This is a genomic window from Flavobacterium sp. LC2016-01 (genome assembly GCF_009711135.1).
Classification (GTDB): domain Bacteria; phylum Bacteroidota; class Bacteroidia; order Flavobacteriales; family Flavobacteriaceae; genus Flavobacterium.
The window spans coordinates 107,616-124,472 of sequence record NZ_WMIC01000002.1 but is presented as its reverse complement, the minus strand read 5'-3'; the positions used below and the strand labels follow the sequence as shown (position 1 = coordinate 124,472).

Below are 16,857 nucleotides of genomic sequence, written 5' to 3'. Positions count from 1 at the left end.
CAGGAAAATTATCCGTGCACAGTTTCGTTTTTTCCGTAATTGGTAATAATGGAGCCTTCGAATTCAATCCATTCTTTCCAGCGTTTGTCAATGTCAATATTGTCTTGATATTTTCTGGCGAATCCTAAAAAAGTAGTATAATGCCCTGCTTCAGAAATCATTAAATCGCGGTAGAATTTAGCTAGTTCTTCGTCTTTAATATTTTCTGAAAGTACTTTAAAACGCTCACAGCTTCTGGCTTCAATCATGGCCGAAAATAATAATCGGTCACAAAGCGCGTCTCTTCGGCTTCCGTCTTTCTTCATGAATTTAAAAAGTTCATTTACATAATGATCTTTGCGTTCGCGTCCCAAAGTAAGTCCGCGTTTTTTGATTACATCATGAACCATTTGTAAATGTTCTAGTTCTTCTCTGGCAATTACCAGCATTTCAGTCACTAATTCCTCTAATTCAGAGTTATAGGTAACAATGCTTATTGCGTTCGAAGCCGCTTTTTGTTCGCACCAGGCATGATCCGTTAAAATTTCTTCGATATTTGATTCGACTATATTCACCCAGCGAGGGTCTGTGGCTAACTTTAATCCCAGCATAATTCTTTAAAAAAAATGTTCCTACAAAATTAGTGTTTTTTTACGACCGAATCTCAGGAAATTGGGTGCAAATCCGCGGAAAAAAGCATTATTTTGTAATATGAAACAAATATTATGAATCAGATAAAAAAACTTTTAATTATTGGGTTTGTCTGGCCTGAGCCAAATTCTTCTGCTGCAGGTGGAAGAATGATGCAGCTGATTTCTATTTTCAAAGAAAATGGATTCGAAATCACTTTTGCCAGCGCTGCACAAGACAGTGATTTTATGGTTGATTTAGCTGTATTTGGAGTCGCAAAAGTAAGCATCGAACTTAATTCTTCAAGTTTTGATGATTTTGTAACCGAATTAAATCCAGATGTAGTTTTGTTTGACCGATTCATGATTGAAGAACAATTTGGATGGAGAGTAATTGAAAATTGCCCGAAAGCAATCCGAATTCTAGATACAGAAGATTTGCATTGTTTAAGAACGGCAAGACAAAAAGCTTTTAAGGAAAAACGAACTTTTGAAATTTCAGATTTATTATCTGAAGAAGTGGCGAAAAGAGAAATTGCCAGTATTTTAAGATGTGATTTGTCTTTGATTATTTCAGAATTTGAAATGAATATCTTGCAAGATGTTTTCAGAATCAATAAAGAATTACTTTTTTATCTTCCTTTTTTAGTTGAAAAAATGAATGAAGAAGAACTGCTGAAACTTCCTTCTTTTGAGAATCGAAAGAACTTTGTTTTTATTGGAAATTTTCTTCATGAACCGAATTGGAATACCGTTCAGTATCTAAAAGAATCGATTTGGCCTTTTTTGAAAAAAGATTTTCCAGAAGCGGTTTTAGAAGTTTACGGCGCTTATCCTTCGCAAAAAGTATTGCAGCTGCATCAGCCTAAAAATGGTTTTTATATTATGGGAAGGGCAGAAGATGCCAATGAAGTGGTCAAAAAAGCCAGAATTGTTTTAGCTCCAATTCGTTTTGGGGCAGGTTTAAAAGGGAAATTATTGGAAGCCATGCAATGCGGAACGCCAAGTGTAACATCTTCAATTGGTTCCGAAGCCATGCATTTAGATTTTCCTTGGAATGGTTTTATCGAAGATGATCCGGCGGCGTTTGCAAAAAAAGCAATTGCACTTTATCAAGATGAAAATCTCTGGAAAGAATCTCAAAAAAATGGAATTACAATTATTAATGAATGCTATCAAAAAAGCGCTTATTCAGATAAATTAACTTCACTGATAAATTCTCTTTTAGCTGATTCTGAAAGTCATCGCCTTCATAATTTTATGGGCAATTTACTGCAACATCATGCTTTTAGAAGCACGATGTATATGTCGAAATGGATTGAAGCGAAAAATAAGTAATCAGTAACAGTTTACAGTAAGCAGCAGACTGAGACTGAAAACTGCGACTCTAAATTAATCTGTCATTCTTCCAAATCCTACTGTTTCACGATACAATTGTGGCGAAACATCGGCATTTGTTTTAAAGAAACGGCTGAAATAATGTTCGTCGTCATAACCTAATTCGTAGGCGATTTCTTTGACCGTTTTGTTGGTCATGTATAATTCTCTTTTGGCTTCAATAATTATTCTTTCAGATATTAAATCGGTTAAAGTTTTGTTGAAGTAATTCTTAGATAATTTTGCTAATGCTTTTGGTGAAATATTGAGCAAATCGGCATAATTTCCTGCGGAATGTTTGGTTTTGAAATTGAGTTCTATTGCATCTTTTAGATTTTGCAGAATTATAGGTTCTTTTGAATCTGGAACCGATTTCATTTCTTCCAATTGCTGATTCTTTAATCGGGAAGCTGTAATTAAAAAGATTTTCAAATAAGAAACAAGAGATTCGTATTGTGCCAAATCAGTATTTTGAATTTCAATTTTCATCTGTTCCAAAACCATTTTAAAAGTAGCGGAAGCTTCTTCAGTAATGATCGTAAATGGCGGTTGATATACATTATTAAATAAAACGCCATTGCAGGAAACTTCTTTTTGATGAAAGTGAATGCAATAAAAATCCGGATGAAAATGAATGGCAATTCCTTCGATTGGTTCGTTTACACAAAGCATATAAGGCTGATAAGGCGAGAAGGCCAGGAGCGAGTTTTCTTCAAATTGATGTTCAGCAAAATCAGCTTTTACCTTTCCTTTTCCTTTGGTGACCCAAATTAGCGAGAAAAAATTATTGCGTTGCAGATGATCAAAATGGCTATTGTCATCAAACGGAAGAAGTTTGAAAGCTAAATTGCCATTTTGCGGATTTATTAAAGTGAAAACATTTTGATTGCTCATTTGGTACTATTTATAATTTGCGATCTGCTTCATTAATTGGTAAATCATTAATGCTGGCAAATCTTTTTTGCATATAACCGTTTTCATCAAATTCCCAGTTTTCGTTGCCATAACTGCGAAACCATTGTCCTGAATGATCTTGCCACTCATATTCAAATCGAACGGCCATTCTGTTTTCACGAAAACCCCATAATTCTTTTTTGAGTTTGTAGTGCAGTTCCTTTTGCCACTTTGCCGTAAGGAATTGTTTTACTTCTTCACGTCCATTAATAAAATCAGTTCTGTTTCTCCATTCGGTATCGATAGTATAAGCAAGAGCTACTTTTTCAGGGTCTTTTGTGTTCCATGCGTCTTCAGCTATTTGAACTTTTTGAAGAGCAGTTTCCATTGTAAATGGAGGTAAAGGATGTCTTTGTGGTTCCATAATTAAATTTTTATGATAAAGATAGTCATGAAATTAATCATGACTATCTTTAAGAATTTCTTTTTTGAAAATTAATTTTGTAATTCCAAACTTGGAACTGCAGGAAAATCAATTTCTGTATTTGCGGTATTGTTGAAATAGTTTGTTAAAACATTTAGCGCTACATGTGCAACAGTTTCAGCAATTTCAGCTTCTGAAACTCCTGCATTTTTAATTGCATTTACATCTTCATTGTTTACCAAACCATTTTTGCTTACTAAAGTTTTAGCAAATTGAAGAATCGCGGCAGTTTTTGCATCAGCAGAATTTCCTGTTCTTGCATCGTGTAAAACTTGCGCATCAGCTTTTAATAATTTTTCTCCGATGAAAGTGTGAGCCGCAACACAATAATCACATGAATTGCTTTCTGAAACCGTTAAGGCTAATAATTCACCTGTTTTTGCGCTTAATTTTCCGTGGCTCAATGCGCCGCTTAAATTTAAATATCCTTCAAGAACTGCTGGAGAATTTCCCATTGTTCTCATCATGTTCGGAACAACGCCTAATTTTGCTTGAACTGCATTGAATAAATCTTTAGTTTTTCCTGTTACTTCTTCTGGGTTTAATGCTGTTAATCGTGTCATTTTATTTAATTTTTTAAGTTGTTATTTGTTATTGTCTTTTGACATTACAAAGGTGCGACGATTACAGATTTTAGAACATGGAGAATGTACGCTATGTGATGGACAATTTTCCCTAGCTTTTTTTTCAGGAGCTAATCCAGCTTTCCGTTTCAAGTCCTCGCTCAAAACCCTGATTTTTCTAAACCACAAAACGAGCTTCCGTTGGTCGCTGTTTTCTGGCAAGAAAAATCAGAGTTTTGAGCTCTGGGCTTTCCACTGCAATCTGGGCTAGGGCACTCGTTTTCATAAGATTGTTTTTGTTTGTTTTGTCAGGAATGATAAATTTTACGTGTTGTAAACTTTGTCAAAGTTTCAAACTTTGACAAAGTTTACCGCAAAGCTCTTTCGCAATCTTGTCATTTCGAGGAACGAGAAATCTTCGCGAGAAGCTCGACAAAGATTGGATTATCGTTGCGGAATTACTTGCGAAGATTTCTCGTTCCTTGAAATGACAAACAATACGAAAAAAAAACAGGTTGTCCTTTTAAGGACAACCTGTTTTAAAAATAAATTCTTGAAATCTTATTTCAAAATACCTTCAACAGCCTGAATGGTAGTTGCATGATAACCAGATTTTGCTTTCTCAAAAATCTGTTTCGCCCAAACTTTTCCTTCAGGAGTTTTAACCATTTCTTTATAAAGCATCATTACAGATCCGGTTCTGCTGATTCCAATTAAAAATTGTTCAATTGCAGGATAAGCCGTTTTGTATTGGTGACGTAATGCCTGTACAAACCATTGACGTTTGATAATGAAATTCCCGCCTTTTGTAAAGTTGAATTCATTGTCAATCGCTTCCATTTCTTTTACAGTAATATCAGCAGGAAGATGATCTATAAAGTGCTGTTTTTCTGCAGTGGTTGTTATTTTTTTACTTAAACCTGCAACACCCGTTTCTCTCCAGCTTTTTTGAATTTTGTCGATAGCATCAAAATCAACTGAACTTACCGTAAGAATATTGGTTGGAATTCCTGGTTTGTAAATCCAGTCTTCTAATTTGATTTTATCTGCTAATGCTTTATCATCTTTAATTAGATTTTCGTTTAAATACTTCACGAAATCTTCTGTAGTAATGGATTTAAAAGCATGCGAATCAAAATAATTCTTAATAAACGGATCAAATTTGTCGCGTCCAACGGCGTTTTCAATAACTCTTAAGAAAGCATATCCTTTCACATAAGGAATTTGACTGATTCCGTCGTCAGGATTTCTGCCAGTTAAGCTGACTTTTAATCTTGTATCTGGATTTGTATCTCCATATTCAGCTACATTATCAGTCAGTTCTTTGTTTGTGATAACGTTTTGCATTTCAAATTCTTTTTTGCCAAAGATTGCTTCGCCAATTCTATGTTCAACATAAGTCGTGAAACCTTCGTTAAGCCAAATATCATCCCAGGTCGCGTTTGTAACTAAATTTCCGCTCCAGCTATGGCCTAATTCGTGTGCTAGCAAACTAGTTAAAGAACGGTCGCCAGCAATAACTCCTGGAGTCAAAAATGTTAGATTTGGATTTTCCATTCCGCCATAAGGGAAACTTGGAGGTAAAACCAAAACGTCATAACGTCCCCAGCGATAAGGACCGTAAAGTTTTTCGGCAGCTGTAACCATGTTTCCAAGTTCAGCAAATTCCCAAGCTGATTTTTTCAGCATTGATGGTTCTGCATAAACTCCAGTTCTCTTGTCGATTGCTTGAAATTCAATATCTCCAACTGCAATTGCCATTAAATAAGAAGGAATTGCTTTGTCTTGTTTAAAAGTATAAACGCCCGTATCATTTTTCTTCTGCGGATTTACAGCGCTCATCACAGCCAATAAATCTTTAGGAACAGTAACTTTTGCATTGTAAGTAAAACGAATTCCCGGCGAATCCTGACAAGGAATCCAAGTTCTTGACCAGATGCTTTCGCCTTGAGAGAATAAAAAAGGTTTCTTTTTATCTGCGGTTTGTTCTGGTTTTAACCATTGTAGTGCAACTGCATCTTTTGTTGTGCTGTAATAGATGTTTACTTTAGTGGTATTTGGTTCAATGGTAATATGAAGTGGTTTTCCGTGAAATTCAACGTCTTTTCCTAGTTCAAATTTGGTTTCTTTCTCTTCTTCTCCTTCTTCTAAAGTAACTTTTGTAATATTTAAAGTATTTTCATCGAAAATAATTTCGTTTCCTTTGCTTATGTTGTCAATTGTCCAAGACGCTTTACCGGAAATTGTTTGCGTATCAAAATCAACTTTAATGTCAAGATCAAGGTGTTTTGCAACAGCAAGTTCTGGTTTAGAATAGCTGTGTTCGTCTGTAACGACTGCTGGTTTTTCTGTTTGGTCTTTTTTCTGGCAGGCAATTGCTGTCAGAAATAAGATGGCAAGGGTTAGTTTTTTCATTTTATGAAGTATTGAATTTGAAGATGAAAATTAAACAAAAAATCCCGTTTTGAATAAACAAAACGGGATTTAATTATAAAATTAACAGCGATTATGCCAACATTGTAACTGGGCTTTCGATGTATTGTTTTAATGTTTGTAAGAACTGAGCGCCAGTTGCACCGTCAATTGTTCTGTGGTCGCACGCTAATGATAACATCATCGTGTTTCCAACTACAATCTGACCGTTTTTAACTACTGGTTTCTCAACAATTGCACCTACAGAAAGGATAGCAGAGTTTGGCTGGTTGATAATTGAATTGAATTCAGTAATACCAAACATTCCAAGGTTAGATACTGTAAAAGTACTTCCTTCCATTTCTTGTGGTCCTAATTTTTTGTTTTTAGCTCTTCCGGCAAGATCTCTTACAGAAGCACCAATTTGAGATAAACTCATAGCATCTGTAAATTTCAATACAGGAACTACTAATCCGTCTTCAACAGCAACAGCAACACCAATGTTTACGTGGTGGTTGATAATGATAGCATCTTCTTTCCATTGAGAATTGATTTTTGGATGTTTTTTCAATGCTAAAGCACAAGCTTTAATCACCATATCGTTGAAAGATACTTTTGTGTCCGGAACAGTATTGATTGTCGCTCTTGCGCCCATAGCTTCGTCCATGCTTACTTCAATCACTAAGTTGTAGTGAGGAGCTGTAAATAAAGATTCTGCAAGACGTTTAGCGATAATTTTACGCATTTGAGAGTTTTTGATCTCTTCTGTGAAAACTTCGCCAGCAGGAACAAATACTTTTGGTGCAGCAGGAGCAGCCGTTTCAGCTTTCGGAGCAGCGGCAGTTGCAGCAGGTTGTGCTTGCGCAGAAGGAGTAAAGTTCTCGATATCGCTTTTTACGATACGTCCGTTTTCTCCAGATCCTTTTACTTGAGATAATTGGATTCCTTTGTCAGAAGCAATTTTCTTAGCTAAAGGTGAAGCTAAAACTCTTCCGTTTGAATTGTCAGCAACAGTTTCAGTTGCTTTTTCAGCAGCAGGAGCAGCTTTTGTTTCTTCAGCAGCAGGAGCACTTGCAGTTGCAGCGCCTCCGGCAGTATAATTGTCAGCAATTCCAGAAATATCAGTTCCAGCAGGCCCAATGATAGCTAATAAGCTGTCAACAGGAGCAGTGTTTCCTTCTTGAATTCCGATGTATAATAATGTTCCAGCATTGAAAGACTCAAACTCCATAGTAGCTTTGTCAGTTTCAATTTCTGCTAAAATATCACCTTCAGCGACAGCATCTCCAACTTTTTTCAACCAAGTTGCTACTGTACCTTCAGTCATTGTATCACTCAAACGTGGCATAGTTACTACTATAACACCTTTTGGTAATTCAGCTGCTTTTGCAGGAGCTGCAGTTTCAGTTTTTGCTTCAGCAGCAGGAGCATCCGCTTTTGGAGCTTCGGCAGCAGGAGCATCACCACCAGCTAAAAGAGCAGAAATATCTTCTCCTTCTTTACCAATGATGGCTAATAATGAATCAACAGGAGCAGTTTCTCCAGCTTGAATTCCGATATGTAAAAGAGTTCCTTCGTTAAAAGATTCGAACTCCATAGTTGCTTTGTCTGTTTCAATTTCAGCTAAGATATCTCCTTCACTGATTTTGTCGCCTACTTTTTTTAACCAAGTCGCTACCGTTCCTTCCGTCATAGTATCGCTCAAACGAGGCATTGTTACTTTAATCGCCATGATGTTATAGTTTATGAGGTGTAAATGGATAGTCTTCTTGTGCGTATACTACATCGTATAATTGCTGTAAGTCTGGATATGGTGACTCTTCAGCGAATTTTTGACATTCTTCAACTAAGTCTTTAACTCTTTGGTCAATTACTTCAATTTCTTCTTCTGTAGCATATTTTTGATCCAAGATTACATCAAGAACTTGTGTAATTGGGTCAATTTTTTTGTACTCTTCAACCTCTTCTTTAGAACGGTATAATTGTGCATCAGACATAGAGTGTCCTCTGTAACGGTACGTTTTCATTTCAAGGAAAGTTGGTCCGTCTCCACGACGCGCTCTTTCGATTGCTTCGTGCATAGCTTCAGCAACTTTTACAGGATTCATTCCGTCAACAGGTCCGCAAGGCATTTCATAACCTAAACCTAATTTCCAGATGTCAGTGTGGTTTGCAGTTCTTTCTACAGAAGTTCCCATTGCATAACCGTTGTTCTCAACGATAAATACAACTGGAAGTTTCCATAACATAGCCATGTTGAAAGCTTCGTGTAAAGAACCTTGTCTTGCAGCTCCGTCACCAAAGTATGTCATAGTAACACCGCCAGTGTTGAAATATTTATCAGCGAAAGCTAAACCAGCTCCCACAGGAATTTGTCCACCAACGATTCCGTGACCTCCGTAAAAACGGTGTTCTTTAGAGAAAATGTGCATAGAACCTCCCATACCTTTAGAAGTTCCTGTTGCTTTTCCTAAAAGCTCAGCCATTACGTTTCTAGGATCAACCCCCATACCAATTGGCTGAACGTGATTTCTGTAAGCAGTAATCATTTTGTCTTTAGTCAGGTCCATAGCGTGCAATGCACCGGCTAATACAGCTTCCTGACCATTATATAGGTGTAAAAAACCTCTAACTTTTTGTTGAATGTATAACGCTGCAAGTTTGTCTTCAAACTTTCTCCAAAGCAGCATGTCTTCGTACCACTTTAAATATACTTCTTTTGTAACTTCTTTCATCTGAATTCTTTCTTTTGCTAAAGTTTGTTTGTGTTATCAATTGTTGCCTATAACGCAAAATAGTTTCCTCCCACAAATTTGCGCCCGAAAGGTCGGGATGCAAAAATAAGACATTACATTTAAGAACTAAAATTTAAACGCTACTTTTTGGCTTTTTTTTACAAGAACTTTTTATCAAACATAAAAGGAAGCAAATTTTTCAGGGATGCTGATTTATAAACCTCGCCTATTTCGCCCATAAAATAGATTTCTATAGGGGTGTCTTGTTTGATTTCGTATTCTGCTATTGATTGTCTGCATGAACCACATGGCGGGATAGGAGCAGTGGTTTGATTAGTATCTGATGCGGCTGTAATGGCTATTTTTAAGATTTTGGCTTCTGGATAAATACTTCCTGCATGAAAAATTGCCACGCGTTCTGCACATAATCCTGACGGATATGCTGCGTTTTCTTGATTTGATCCTAAAACTATTTTTCCGTTATCAAGCAGTAATGCAGCTCCAACTCTAAATTGCGAATAGGGTGCATAGGCTTTTTTTCTAATTTCAACGGCTTGAGTCATTAAATCTTGAATCTCTTCTGAAAGTTCTTTAATGTCGTTATAAACTAAAAATGATGATGTAATATTGATTTCTTTCATTGTTTTTATCGGAAAAAAAATCCAAATTCCTAAAAATAGAAATTTGGATTGTTGTTATTTTTTTATTTAAATCGTTTAATATTCGTCATATTTGTCTCCAAAGTTAAACGTTAAAGAAAAACGAAGCGTGTTTTCTAACGGATTTTTAACTTTTGAAGTTGAGAATAAGTATGAAACGTCAATTTTTACGATGTTATATTTGAAGCCGGCTCCTAAAGAGAAAAATTGTCTTGCTCCCTTTTCTGGGCTTTCGTGAAAATATCCTGCTCGCAATGCAAATGAATCTTGGTACATATATTCTCCTGAAAGGCTATAAGTGATTTCTTTTAATTCTTCGCTAAAACCGCCTGGAGCATCTCCAAAAGATTTGAAAATTCCTTCAACCCAGCCGATGTCGTTATATTTATTGTAAGCAATTGTGCTTTGGTCCTGTGCGCTTTCTCCTGGATCAGTATAATCACCATCTCCGTTTAAATCTACTGCTGTTTGTTGTCCTGGAGGAGTTGGTACAAGTAATTTAGTGAATTCCAAGTTCACCGCGACTTTGTTATAATCGTCAAGAATGAAATCAAAACCACCACCCAGACGTAAGTTTGTTGGTAAGAAGTTTTGACTTAGATCATCATTATCATAACTGATTTTTGGTCCTATATTCTGAATATTGAAACCGCCTCTCCATCTTCCGTTGAAATCAGTGTAAGCTATTTCTTCAGATTGATAAAATCCGGCAACATCAACAGCAAATGATTTTCCTGCAGTTGCATCAACATCTTCTGAGGCAACTTTTAAATTAGAGCGAATATATCTTGCTCCAACGGCCATCGAAAAGGTTTCGCTTAGTTTTTGCGAGTACGATCCATCTAAGGCAAGTTCGTTTGGTGATACGATATTTGGAATTTCATTTGGATCACCGGTTCTTCTTAATTCGATGTCTCCAAATCCAAAATAACGAAAACTTCCTGCAAAAGCGCTACGGTCACTGAACTTGTTATAATAGGTTAATTGTCCAAGTGAAATATCATTCGCTAAATCAGTTAAATATGGTGTATAACTGATTGAAAGCCCTTGTGCATCTGTAGAAAATGCATATTTGGCAGGATTCCACTGCTGTGAGAAAACGTCTGCCGAAGTAGCGACACCTTGGTCAGCTAAACCTGCTGCTCTCGCATCAGCTGCTACTAATAAGAAAGGAACTCCAGTGGTGATTGGTCTAGTTTCTTGGGCTTTTGCGTATGATATAATTAAAAAACAAATTAATAAATGTGATACTTTTTTCATTTAGGGCTTTAATGGTATTTTGTGGTACAAATATATATATTATTATAAAATGACAAGCTTTTCGTATTTTTCTGCTTTTTTATTTGTCAAATTTGACTTGACAGTCAGTTTGTAAATATAAACTCCTTTACCTATCCGATCTCCATAATCGTCTTTTCCGTCCCAAGATATTTCTCTTGACAGGAACCCTTCAGTCGTAATAATTCGGTTTGTTGTCCAGACTACTTTTCCTGTAATAGTCATAACTTGTACCTGAACTTCTAATGGTTCATAAGGTCTGTTGTGTGAAAACCAAAATTGTGTGTAAGTTGAAAACGGATTTGGGTAATTAAGAACGTGGGTTAAAGATAATGATTCATCTCCAACAACAATAAATTGTATTTCGCTAGTCACAGGATTATTGTAAACATCCCATGCCGTAAAACTTATCGTGTGCAGTCCGGCTTTTAAATTTCGAAGCGGAAAGCGTAAATTTCCATTTGTATAATCGTCTAATTTTGTCTGATAATAATCATTCAAAATGTACGGATTGCTGACATCTCCATCTAATATTGCAACAATATCATGTCCAATTCCGCTTGCTGTATTAATTCCGTTTTCATCTTCAAGAAAAGCTAAAAGGAATGGTGAATCATTTGTTATACCGCCCGAAACGAATGTTTCATCATTCATATATAACTTCACTTTTGGGCTAATATTGTCCTGAGGCGCATTTTCGTTTATGCCTCCTATTTTTATGGCAGTGTTATAGCCAGACTGATTTTCTAATCCTTGATTTTTCTTTGAATAAAAACTGATTCGGCCATAATCAACCGCAATTCGAATATCTCTTGGAACAACAAAACTAAATTCAAATTGGCCGTTAGTGACTGAAGCGTTGCCTCTGAAAATGGTTTCGCCTAAAGTTTTAAAAGACATTGCAGGACTGAATCCGTCATTGTTTAGGGTAGATGCTGTAATCAGTTTATCGAAAATGGCGGTTGCGATTTCACCATTGTAATTGCTTAAAAGCGTGTTGTTTTCATCGGTTATTTCGCCGGAAATTTTAATTTTTGAAAGTGATTTTAAATCAGGAATGGCCTGAGAAATTACAATGTCATTTACTTTTGTTAAGTTGATTCGCGGTTTTGGAATGGCTAGCATTATTGCCGGATCGCCAATATAAAAAATGACGTTGCTCGAAGAACTCGGATTTTCGTTTTTTGAAATTCGAAGCGCTTCGGCAATGGTTGTATATTGATTTGATCCGTAAGAAAATAAATTTTTGCTCAGACTGTCGTTGAAATTTTCTGCGTTAAACTGACCAATAGAGCGAATTGTTGTCAACATTGAGATTGCGCCACCTTTTGGATTCCAATAGGTATATTCTCCGGCTGTTGGCCTTGTTGGGTCGTCGAATCTTGAAAATTCGCAGGTAATTGTAATAAATAAAGGATATTTGTATTGGTTATTAAGATTTTGGCCGTCTGATTTCTCCCAAATTCTTTCACTTGCTAATCCGTCTTCACCGCCGTGTCCTAAATAATTGAAAACTAAAGCACCTTTTTCAAAAGCATTAAACAAATCAGTTCGGGCTTTTGGATATCTCGATCCGCCTGCAGAAGCTTCCTGAGTATAAGAGTCTAAAATGATTTTGTCGATATTGAAAAAAGGTTTTTGAGTTGCGATTATATCTGCCAAAGCATTTTGACGAGATTGAAGTGTCGCGTCAGAACTTTGGTCAGAATCATCACTTATTAATACAAAATTGTTTCTCCAATTTCCGTATGATTTAGTGTCGTGATATTCTAAAATCTTATTTACCATTTCATTGGCTTGTGCATTGTCAGAAACGAGCATTCTGCCTGTTGCAATGTCAATTCCGCCAAAGAAATTAGTCACATTTCCTTCATCGGCATCCATTAATCCATAAAAATCATCAGATGCAAATGCAGCTTCGCCTGTAGTGTTGCTAATTAAGGAATGATATATAGGTACAATATTGGTATTATTTGAAATTCTATCTTTATAATCATAGGAAGCATCTCCAAATAAGTTTACATATTTAATTCTTTTGTCAGTCGAAGATGCGTTTTCATAAATATATCGGATACAGTTTCTGATGGCCGCAATATCTTGTTTTCCTGATGAAAATTCCTGATAGATATTTTCTAAAGCAATTACTTTTACACTTAAATTAGAATAACTTCTGTGAAAAGCAGCTAGTTTTTCAGCCTGCGAAACTAAAGATTTTGGCGAAATAATGACATAGTCAATATCTTGAAAGCTGTTTTGTGTATTTTTGAAAAGAGTTCCTTTTAAATTTTGATTGGTAACTTTTGACTGGCTTTCTTTTAAAGGTGTAAAATAATCGGAAGCATCAATAGCGATATATTTTCTGATTTCTCCAAGCGATGCTTTAAAACTAAAAGAGGCTTGATTTGAATTTTCGATTTTAGAGACATTATATATGTCGGTAATGTCCCAAATTTGAGATATTCCGGCAGCGTTTCCAACGGTGTAATTTACGATTCCGGGTGTAGAGCCGGCCAAATCATATTGAAACTTAAATTGTTTTCCAGTTCCTAGCAGTTTTCTTTTTGCAATTATATTAATGTAATCGAGATATCCTTTTGATCCCGGTACACCATTATTATTATAGGTAAGTTTTATTTTTACGCTTTCGGAACCTGTAAAAGTTGTATTTGCAGGTAATTTACCCGTATAAAATTTAATATCTGAACTAGAAACTAGTGTGTTGAAATTGATGTTTCCAATACTTTGTCCATTTGCGCTTACTGCAAACGAAGTAGGAGTAAAGGCAGCAGAAGCGCCAACGACTTCTATTTTTGCAGGAACTGAGGCGTCTAAATTTGGAAATGCAAAAGTAAATTCCTGCTCTTGATTAATGTCAAATGATTCTCCAAACCATTGACGGCCTAAATGCGCAATATTAGTTTGGTCAATTTCGTGGTATTGATAGTCATCAAACGTGTTCAATTCTAAGGTGCTGTTTCCAGATGGCTGATTTAGGTTCGGAATTCGTTTTCCGTTGCTGCCTTCAGTTGTGATGTAATAATAAGATTTTGAATCAAATAAATTAAGATTGGTTTGGCTCTCAGTATTCCAGTTGTCAACTCCTTCGGCATAAAAAAGAATATAATCTTCATTGTTGAAGATGCCGTCTGTTTCTCCAATAATCTGAATTGCGTTTTCGGTTAAGTCATTTGGATAATAAGTACTGTTGGCCAAAGGAAGCATTCGACCTCCGTTTCCATAAATTTTAATTCGTCTTGGATCTGTTTTACTTGGATCAAAACCCAAACTTTGCAAAAATGATTTTGATATTTTATAAACGCCAGATTTTTCAACATAAAAACGATACCAATCTCCTGATGCTAAAACAGAATTCGATATAATATTTGTTTTTTGAGCAGAAAAAGTATTGCTCGTTTTTGATGTTGTCCCGATTGAAGAATATGAACAAGACCTGATTCGTTTAAAGCTGTTTCCTTCTCTAATAATTGGTGAAAGTGAAAGAAAAATTTGCCTTTGGTCTCTTGAAGAAGTCGTTTTTAACGTTTCATTTGGTTTTTCAGGGATGTTTTCAGGAGCTAAATCACCAATGTCATTCACTGAAATTGCTTCGTAAATAATGTTTGATAATTGAACCGAAGTGTTTGCCGAGTAGTTCGATTCGCTTAAATTAAGAAGCAGTGTTATACTTTTTTTAGTAGTATCATATCGAAAACCGTTTCCTGAAAAATAAGGGATCACAGTTTTGAAATCACCAAAACTCATTTCTTTTTTGCCTTGCCAATCTATTGTTAAGCTCCCATTTATCTGGGAAAAACCAAGAATCGGAATTAAAAAAAGACATAAAATTAAGGTTTGTTTCATAGCTCAAAAAAACGAAATTATTTACAAAATATTTTAGTAAGTAAAAATATAGTATTTAATGTTATAGTAATAATAAAAAGTATATTTTTGCGTTCGTAACTATAGGTTATTTTCTGGTAAAAAAAAACAGCTAAATAAAATTATTAGAACAGATGTTGCTAATTAAATGTTAATTATTATATTGCAGCACCTAAATTTATCACCTAAGAATGAGTATGAAAGTAAACAAAATTGTAGTCCTGCAATTAATGATGTCAATGGTATTGATGTTGGGCACGGCTAGTTGTAGCAAAAAATCGAGTTCCTCTCACGCTTCTCGAGCGACTGGTTGGGATGTAGATAGTCAGAATGGAACGGCTGCTAGAAATGCAGGAAAAAAACAACAGGCTGGTCCTGGTTTAGTTTTTGTTGAAGGAGGTACATTTACTATGGGTAAAGTACAGGATGATGTTATGCACGATTGGAATAACACACCAACTCAACAACACGTTCAGTCATTCTATATGGATGAAACCGAAGTTACTAATGGTATGTACTTAGAATACCTAGAGTGGTTGAAAAAAGTTTTCCCTCCGACAGAAGAAAATTACAAAAACATTTACACAGGAGCATCACCTGATACATTAGTATGGAGAAATCGTTTAGGATACAACGAAACGATGACTAACAACTACTTAAGACATCCTTCATATGCTGACTATCCTGTAGTTGGTGTAAATTGGATTCAGGCTGTTGAATTCAGTAAATGGAGAACAGACCGTGTAAACGAAGCTGTTTTAGAAAAAGACGGATACATCAAAAAAGGTGCTAAAACTAACGATGTTAGTGCTGAAAGTTTGTTTAATACGGAGGCTTATTTAGCTTCACCTTCTACACAGTACGGAGGTAGTGAAGAAATCGTATTGAAGAAAAATCCTAGCGGAAGAAGAGCAAAAGCAGGAAAAGATGGAGTAGTTCCAGAAGAGAAAAATGTGTATGCACAACGTTCTTCAGGAGTTATTTTGCCAGAGTACAGACTTCCTACTGAAGCAGAATGGGAGTATGCAGCTGCTGCTGATGTTGGACAAAGAGAATACAACATTTACAAAGGACAAAAGAAATATCCTTGGTCTGGAGATTATACACGTTCAGCAAAACGTAAAAACAGAGGTGATCAATTGGCTAACTTTAAACAAGGAAACGGTGATTACGGTGGAATTGCAGGTTGGTCTGATGACGGAGCTGATATTACTAATAAAGTAAAAAGCTATGCTGCAAACGATTTTGGTTTGTATGATATGGCAGGTAACGTTGCAGAATGGGTAGCCGATGTTTACAGACCTATTATTGATAACGAAGCAAATGACTTCAACTACTTTAGAGGTAACCTTTATGCTAAAAACAAAATTGGCAAAGATGGTAAAATTGAAATCGTTTCAACTTCTAACATTAAATACGATACTTTAAGCAACGGTAAAGTTGTAGCAAGAAATCTTCCAGGAGAAATTGCTCAGGTTCCAGTTGATGAACAAGAAACATATTTGAGAACAAACTTCAGTACAAGTGATAATATCAACTACAGAGATGGTGATAAACAATCTTCTAGATATTTTGACTTCGGAGATTCAGAGTCTGGGCCAAAAACAGATCAGGCGATGTACAATTCTCCTAAACACAATATCACAACTGACAGTTTAGGAAAAATGGTAAGAAAATATGATAGCTCTAGTAAACGTACTACTTTAATCGATGATAAAGTAAGAGTTTATAAAGGAGGTTCTTGGAGAGACAGAGCTTACTGGTTAGATCCAGCTCAAAGAAGATATTTTCCTCAAGATATGGCAACTGATTACATTGGTTTCAGATGTGCAATGTCAAGAGTAGGATCTAAAACTGAAAGAAGAAAATCACCAAGGAATTAAGATTTAGAAATTCCAATATAAAAAATTCCAAATTCCAAAAGCTGATATTCAGTTTGGAATTTGGAATTTTTTTATTGTTTTTTTT

12 protein-coding genes are annotated in these 16,857 nt (G+C 35.7%); 2 read left to right on the top strand and 10 right to left on the bottom strand.

From position 1 onward, the window contains the following. Nucleotides 1-8 precede the first annotated feature (8 nt). Nucleotides 9-590 carry a tRNA-(ms[2]io[6]A)-hydroxylase gene (locus GKZ88_RS04965; RefSeq protein WP_155101302.1) on the bottom strand — a complete coding sequence of 194 codons (582 nt, stop codon included), beginning with the start codon at nucleotides 588-590 and terminating at the stop codon, nucleotides 9-11. A 114-nt stretch (nucleotides 591-704) separates the two neighbouring features. Here GKZ88_RS04965 and GKZ88_RS04960 point away from each other — a divergent pair, with 114 nt between their 5' ends. After that, complete coding sequence (locus GKZ88_RS04960) at nucleotides 705-1,946, top strand: glycosyltransferase (protein ID WP_155101301.1); 1,242 nt, start codon at nucleotides 705-707, stop codon at nucleotides 1,944-1,946. Between the two features lie 54 nt (nucleotides 1,947-2,000). Here GKZ88_RS04960 and GKZ88_RS04955 read toward each other — a convergent pair whose 3' ends face one another. The 9 genes from GKZ88_RS04955 to porU all read right to left on the bottom strand — a co-directional run bounded on the left by GKZ88_RS04955 (nucleotide 2,001) and on the right by porU (nucleotide 14,871). Next, nucleotides 2,001-2,879, bottom strand: a complete 879-nt coding sequence (locus tag GKZ88_RS04955) for a helix-turn-helix domain-containing protein (RefSeq protein WP_155101300.1) — start codon at nucleotides 2,877-2,879, stop codon at nucleotides 2,001-2,003. A gap of 10 nt (nucleotides 2,880-2,889) precedes the next feature. Beyond that, entirely contained in the window at nucleotides 2,890-3,303 is a 414-nt protein-coding gene (locus tag GKZ88_RS04950; protein ID WP_155101299.1) for a nuclear transport factor 2 family protein, read from the bottom strand. Nucleotides 3,304-3,374: 71 nt separating this feature from the next. After that, nucleotides 3,375-3,926 carry a carboxymuconolactone decarboxylase family protein gene (locus GKZ88_RS04945; RefSeq protein ID WP_155101298.1) on the bottom strand — a complete coding sequence of 184 codons (552 nt, stop codon included), beginning with the start codon at nucleotides 3,924-3,926 and terminating at the stop codon, nucleotides 3,375-3,377. Nucleotides 3,927-4,487: 561 nt separating this feature from the next. After that, nucleotides 4,488-6,341: a hydrolase/aminopeptidase gene (locus tag GKZ88_RS04940; RefSeq protein ID WP_155101297.1), complete on the bottom strand. Its 1,854-nt coding sequence runs from the start codon at nucleotides 6,339-6,341 to the stop codon at nucleotides 4,488-4,490. Between the two features lie 91 nt (nucleotides 6,342-6,432). After that, entirely contained in the window at nucleotides 6,433-8,070 is a 1,638-nt protein-coding gene (locus tag GKZ88_RS04935) for a pyruvate dehydrogenase complex dihydrolipoamide acetyltransferase (protein WP_155101296.1), read from the bottom strand. Between the two features lie 4 nt (nucleotides 8,071-8,074). After that, nucleotides 8,075-9,073 (bottom strand): pyruvate dehydrogenase (acetyl-transferring) E1 component subunit alpha, encoded by a 999-nt coding sequence (pdhA, locus tag GKZ88_RS04930; protein WP_035645485.1) that lies wholly within the window; start codon nucleotides 9,071-9,073, stop codon nucleotides 8,075-8,077. Between the two features lie 158 nt (nucleotides 9,074-9,231). Continuing rightward, nucleotides 9,232-9,714 (bottom strand): cytidine deaminase, encoded by a 483-nt coding sequence (gene cdd, locus GKZ88_RS04925; RefSeq protein ID WP_155101295.1) that lies wholly within the window; start codon nucleotides 9,712-9,714, stop codon nucleotides 9,232-9,234. A 75-nt stretch (nucleotides 9,715-9,789) separates the two neighbouring features. Beyond that, nucleotides 9,790-10,992 carry a type IX secretion system outer membrane channel protein PorV gene (porV, locus tag GKZ88_RS04920; RefSeq protein ID WP_155101294.1) on the bottom strand — a complete coding sequence of 401 codons (1,203 nt, stop codon included), beginning with the start codon at nucleotides 10,990-10,992 and terminating at the stop codon, nucleotides 9,790-9,792. Nucleotides 10,993-11,034: 42 nt separating this feature from the next. Continuing rightward, nucleotides 11,035-14,871 (bottom strand): type IX secretion system sortase PorU, encoded by a 3,837-nt coding sequence (gene porU / locus GKZ88_RS04915; RefSeq protein ID WP_155101293.1) that lies wholly within the window; start codon nucleotides 14,869-14,871, stop codon nucleotides 11,035-11,037. A gap of 215 nt (nucleotides 14,872-15,086) precedes the next feature. Here porU and gldJ point away from each other — a divergent pair, with 215 nt between their 5' ends. Continuing rightward, nucleotides 15,087-16,772 carry a gliding motility lipoprotein GldJ gene (gene gldJ / locus GKZ88_RS04910; protein WP_155101663.1) on the top strand — a complete coding sequence of 562 codons (1,686 nt, stop codon included), beginning with the start codon at nucleotides 15,087-15,089 and terminating at the stop codon, nucleotides 16,770-16,772. The last annotated feature ends 85 nt before the right edge of the window (nucleotides 16,773-16,857 follow it).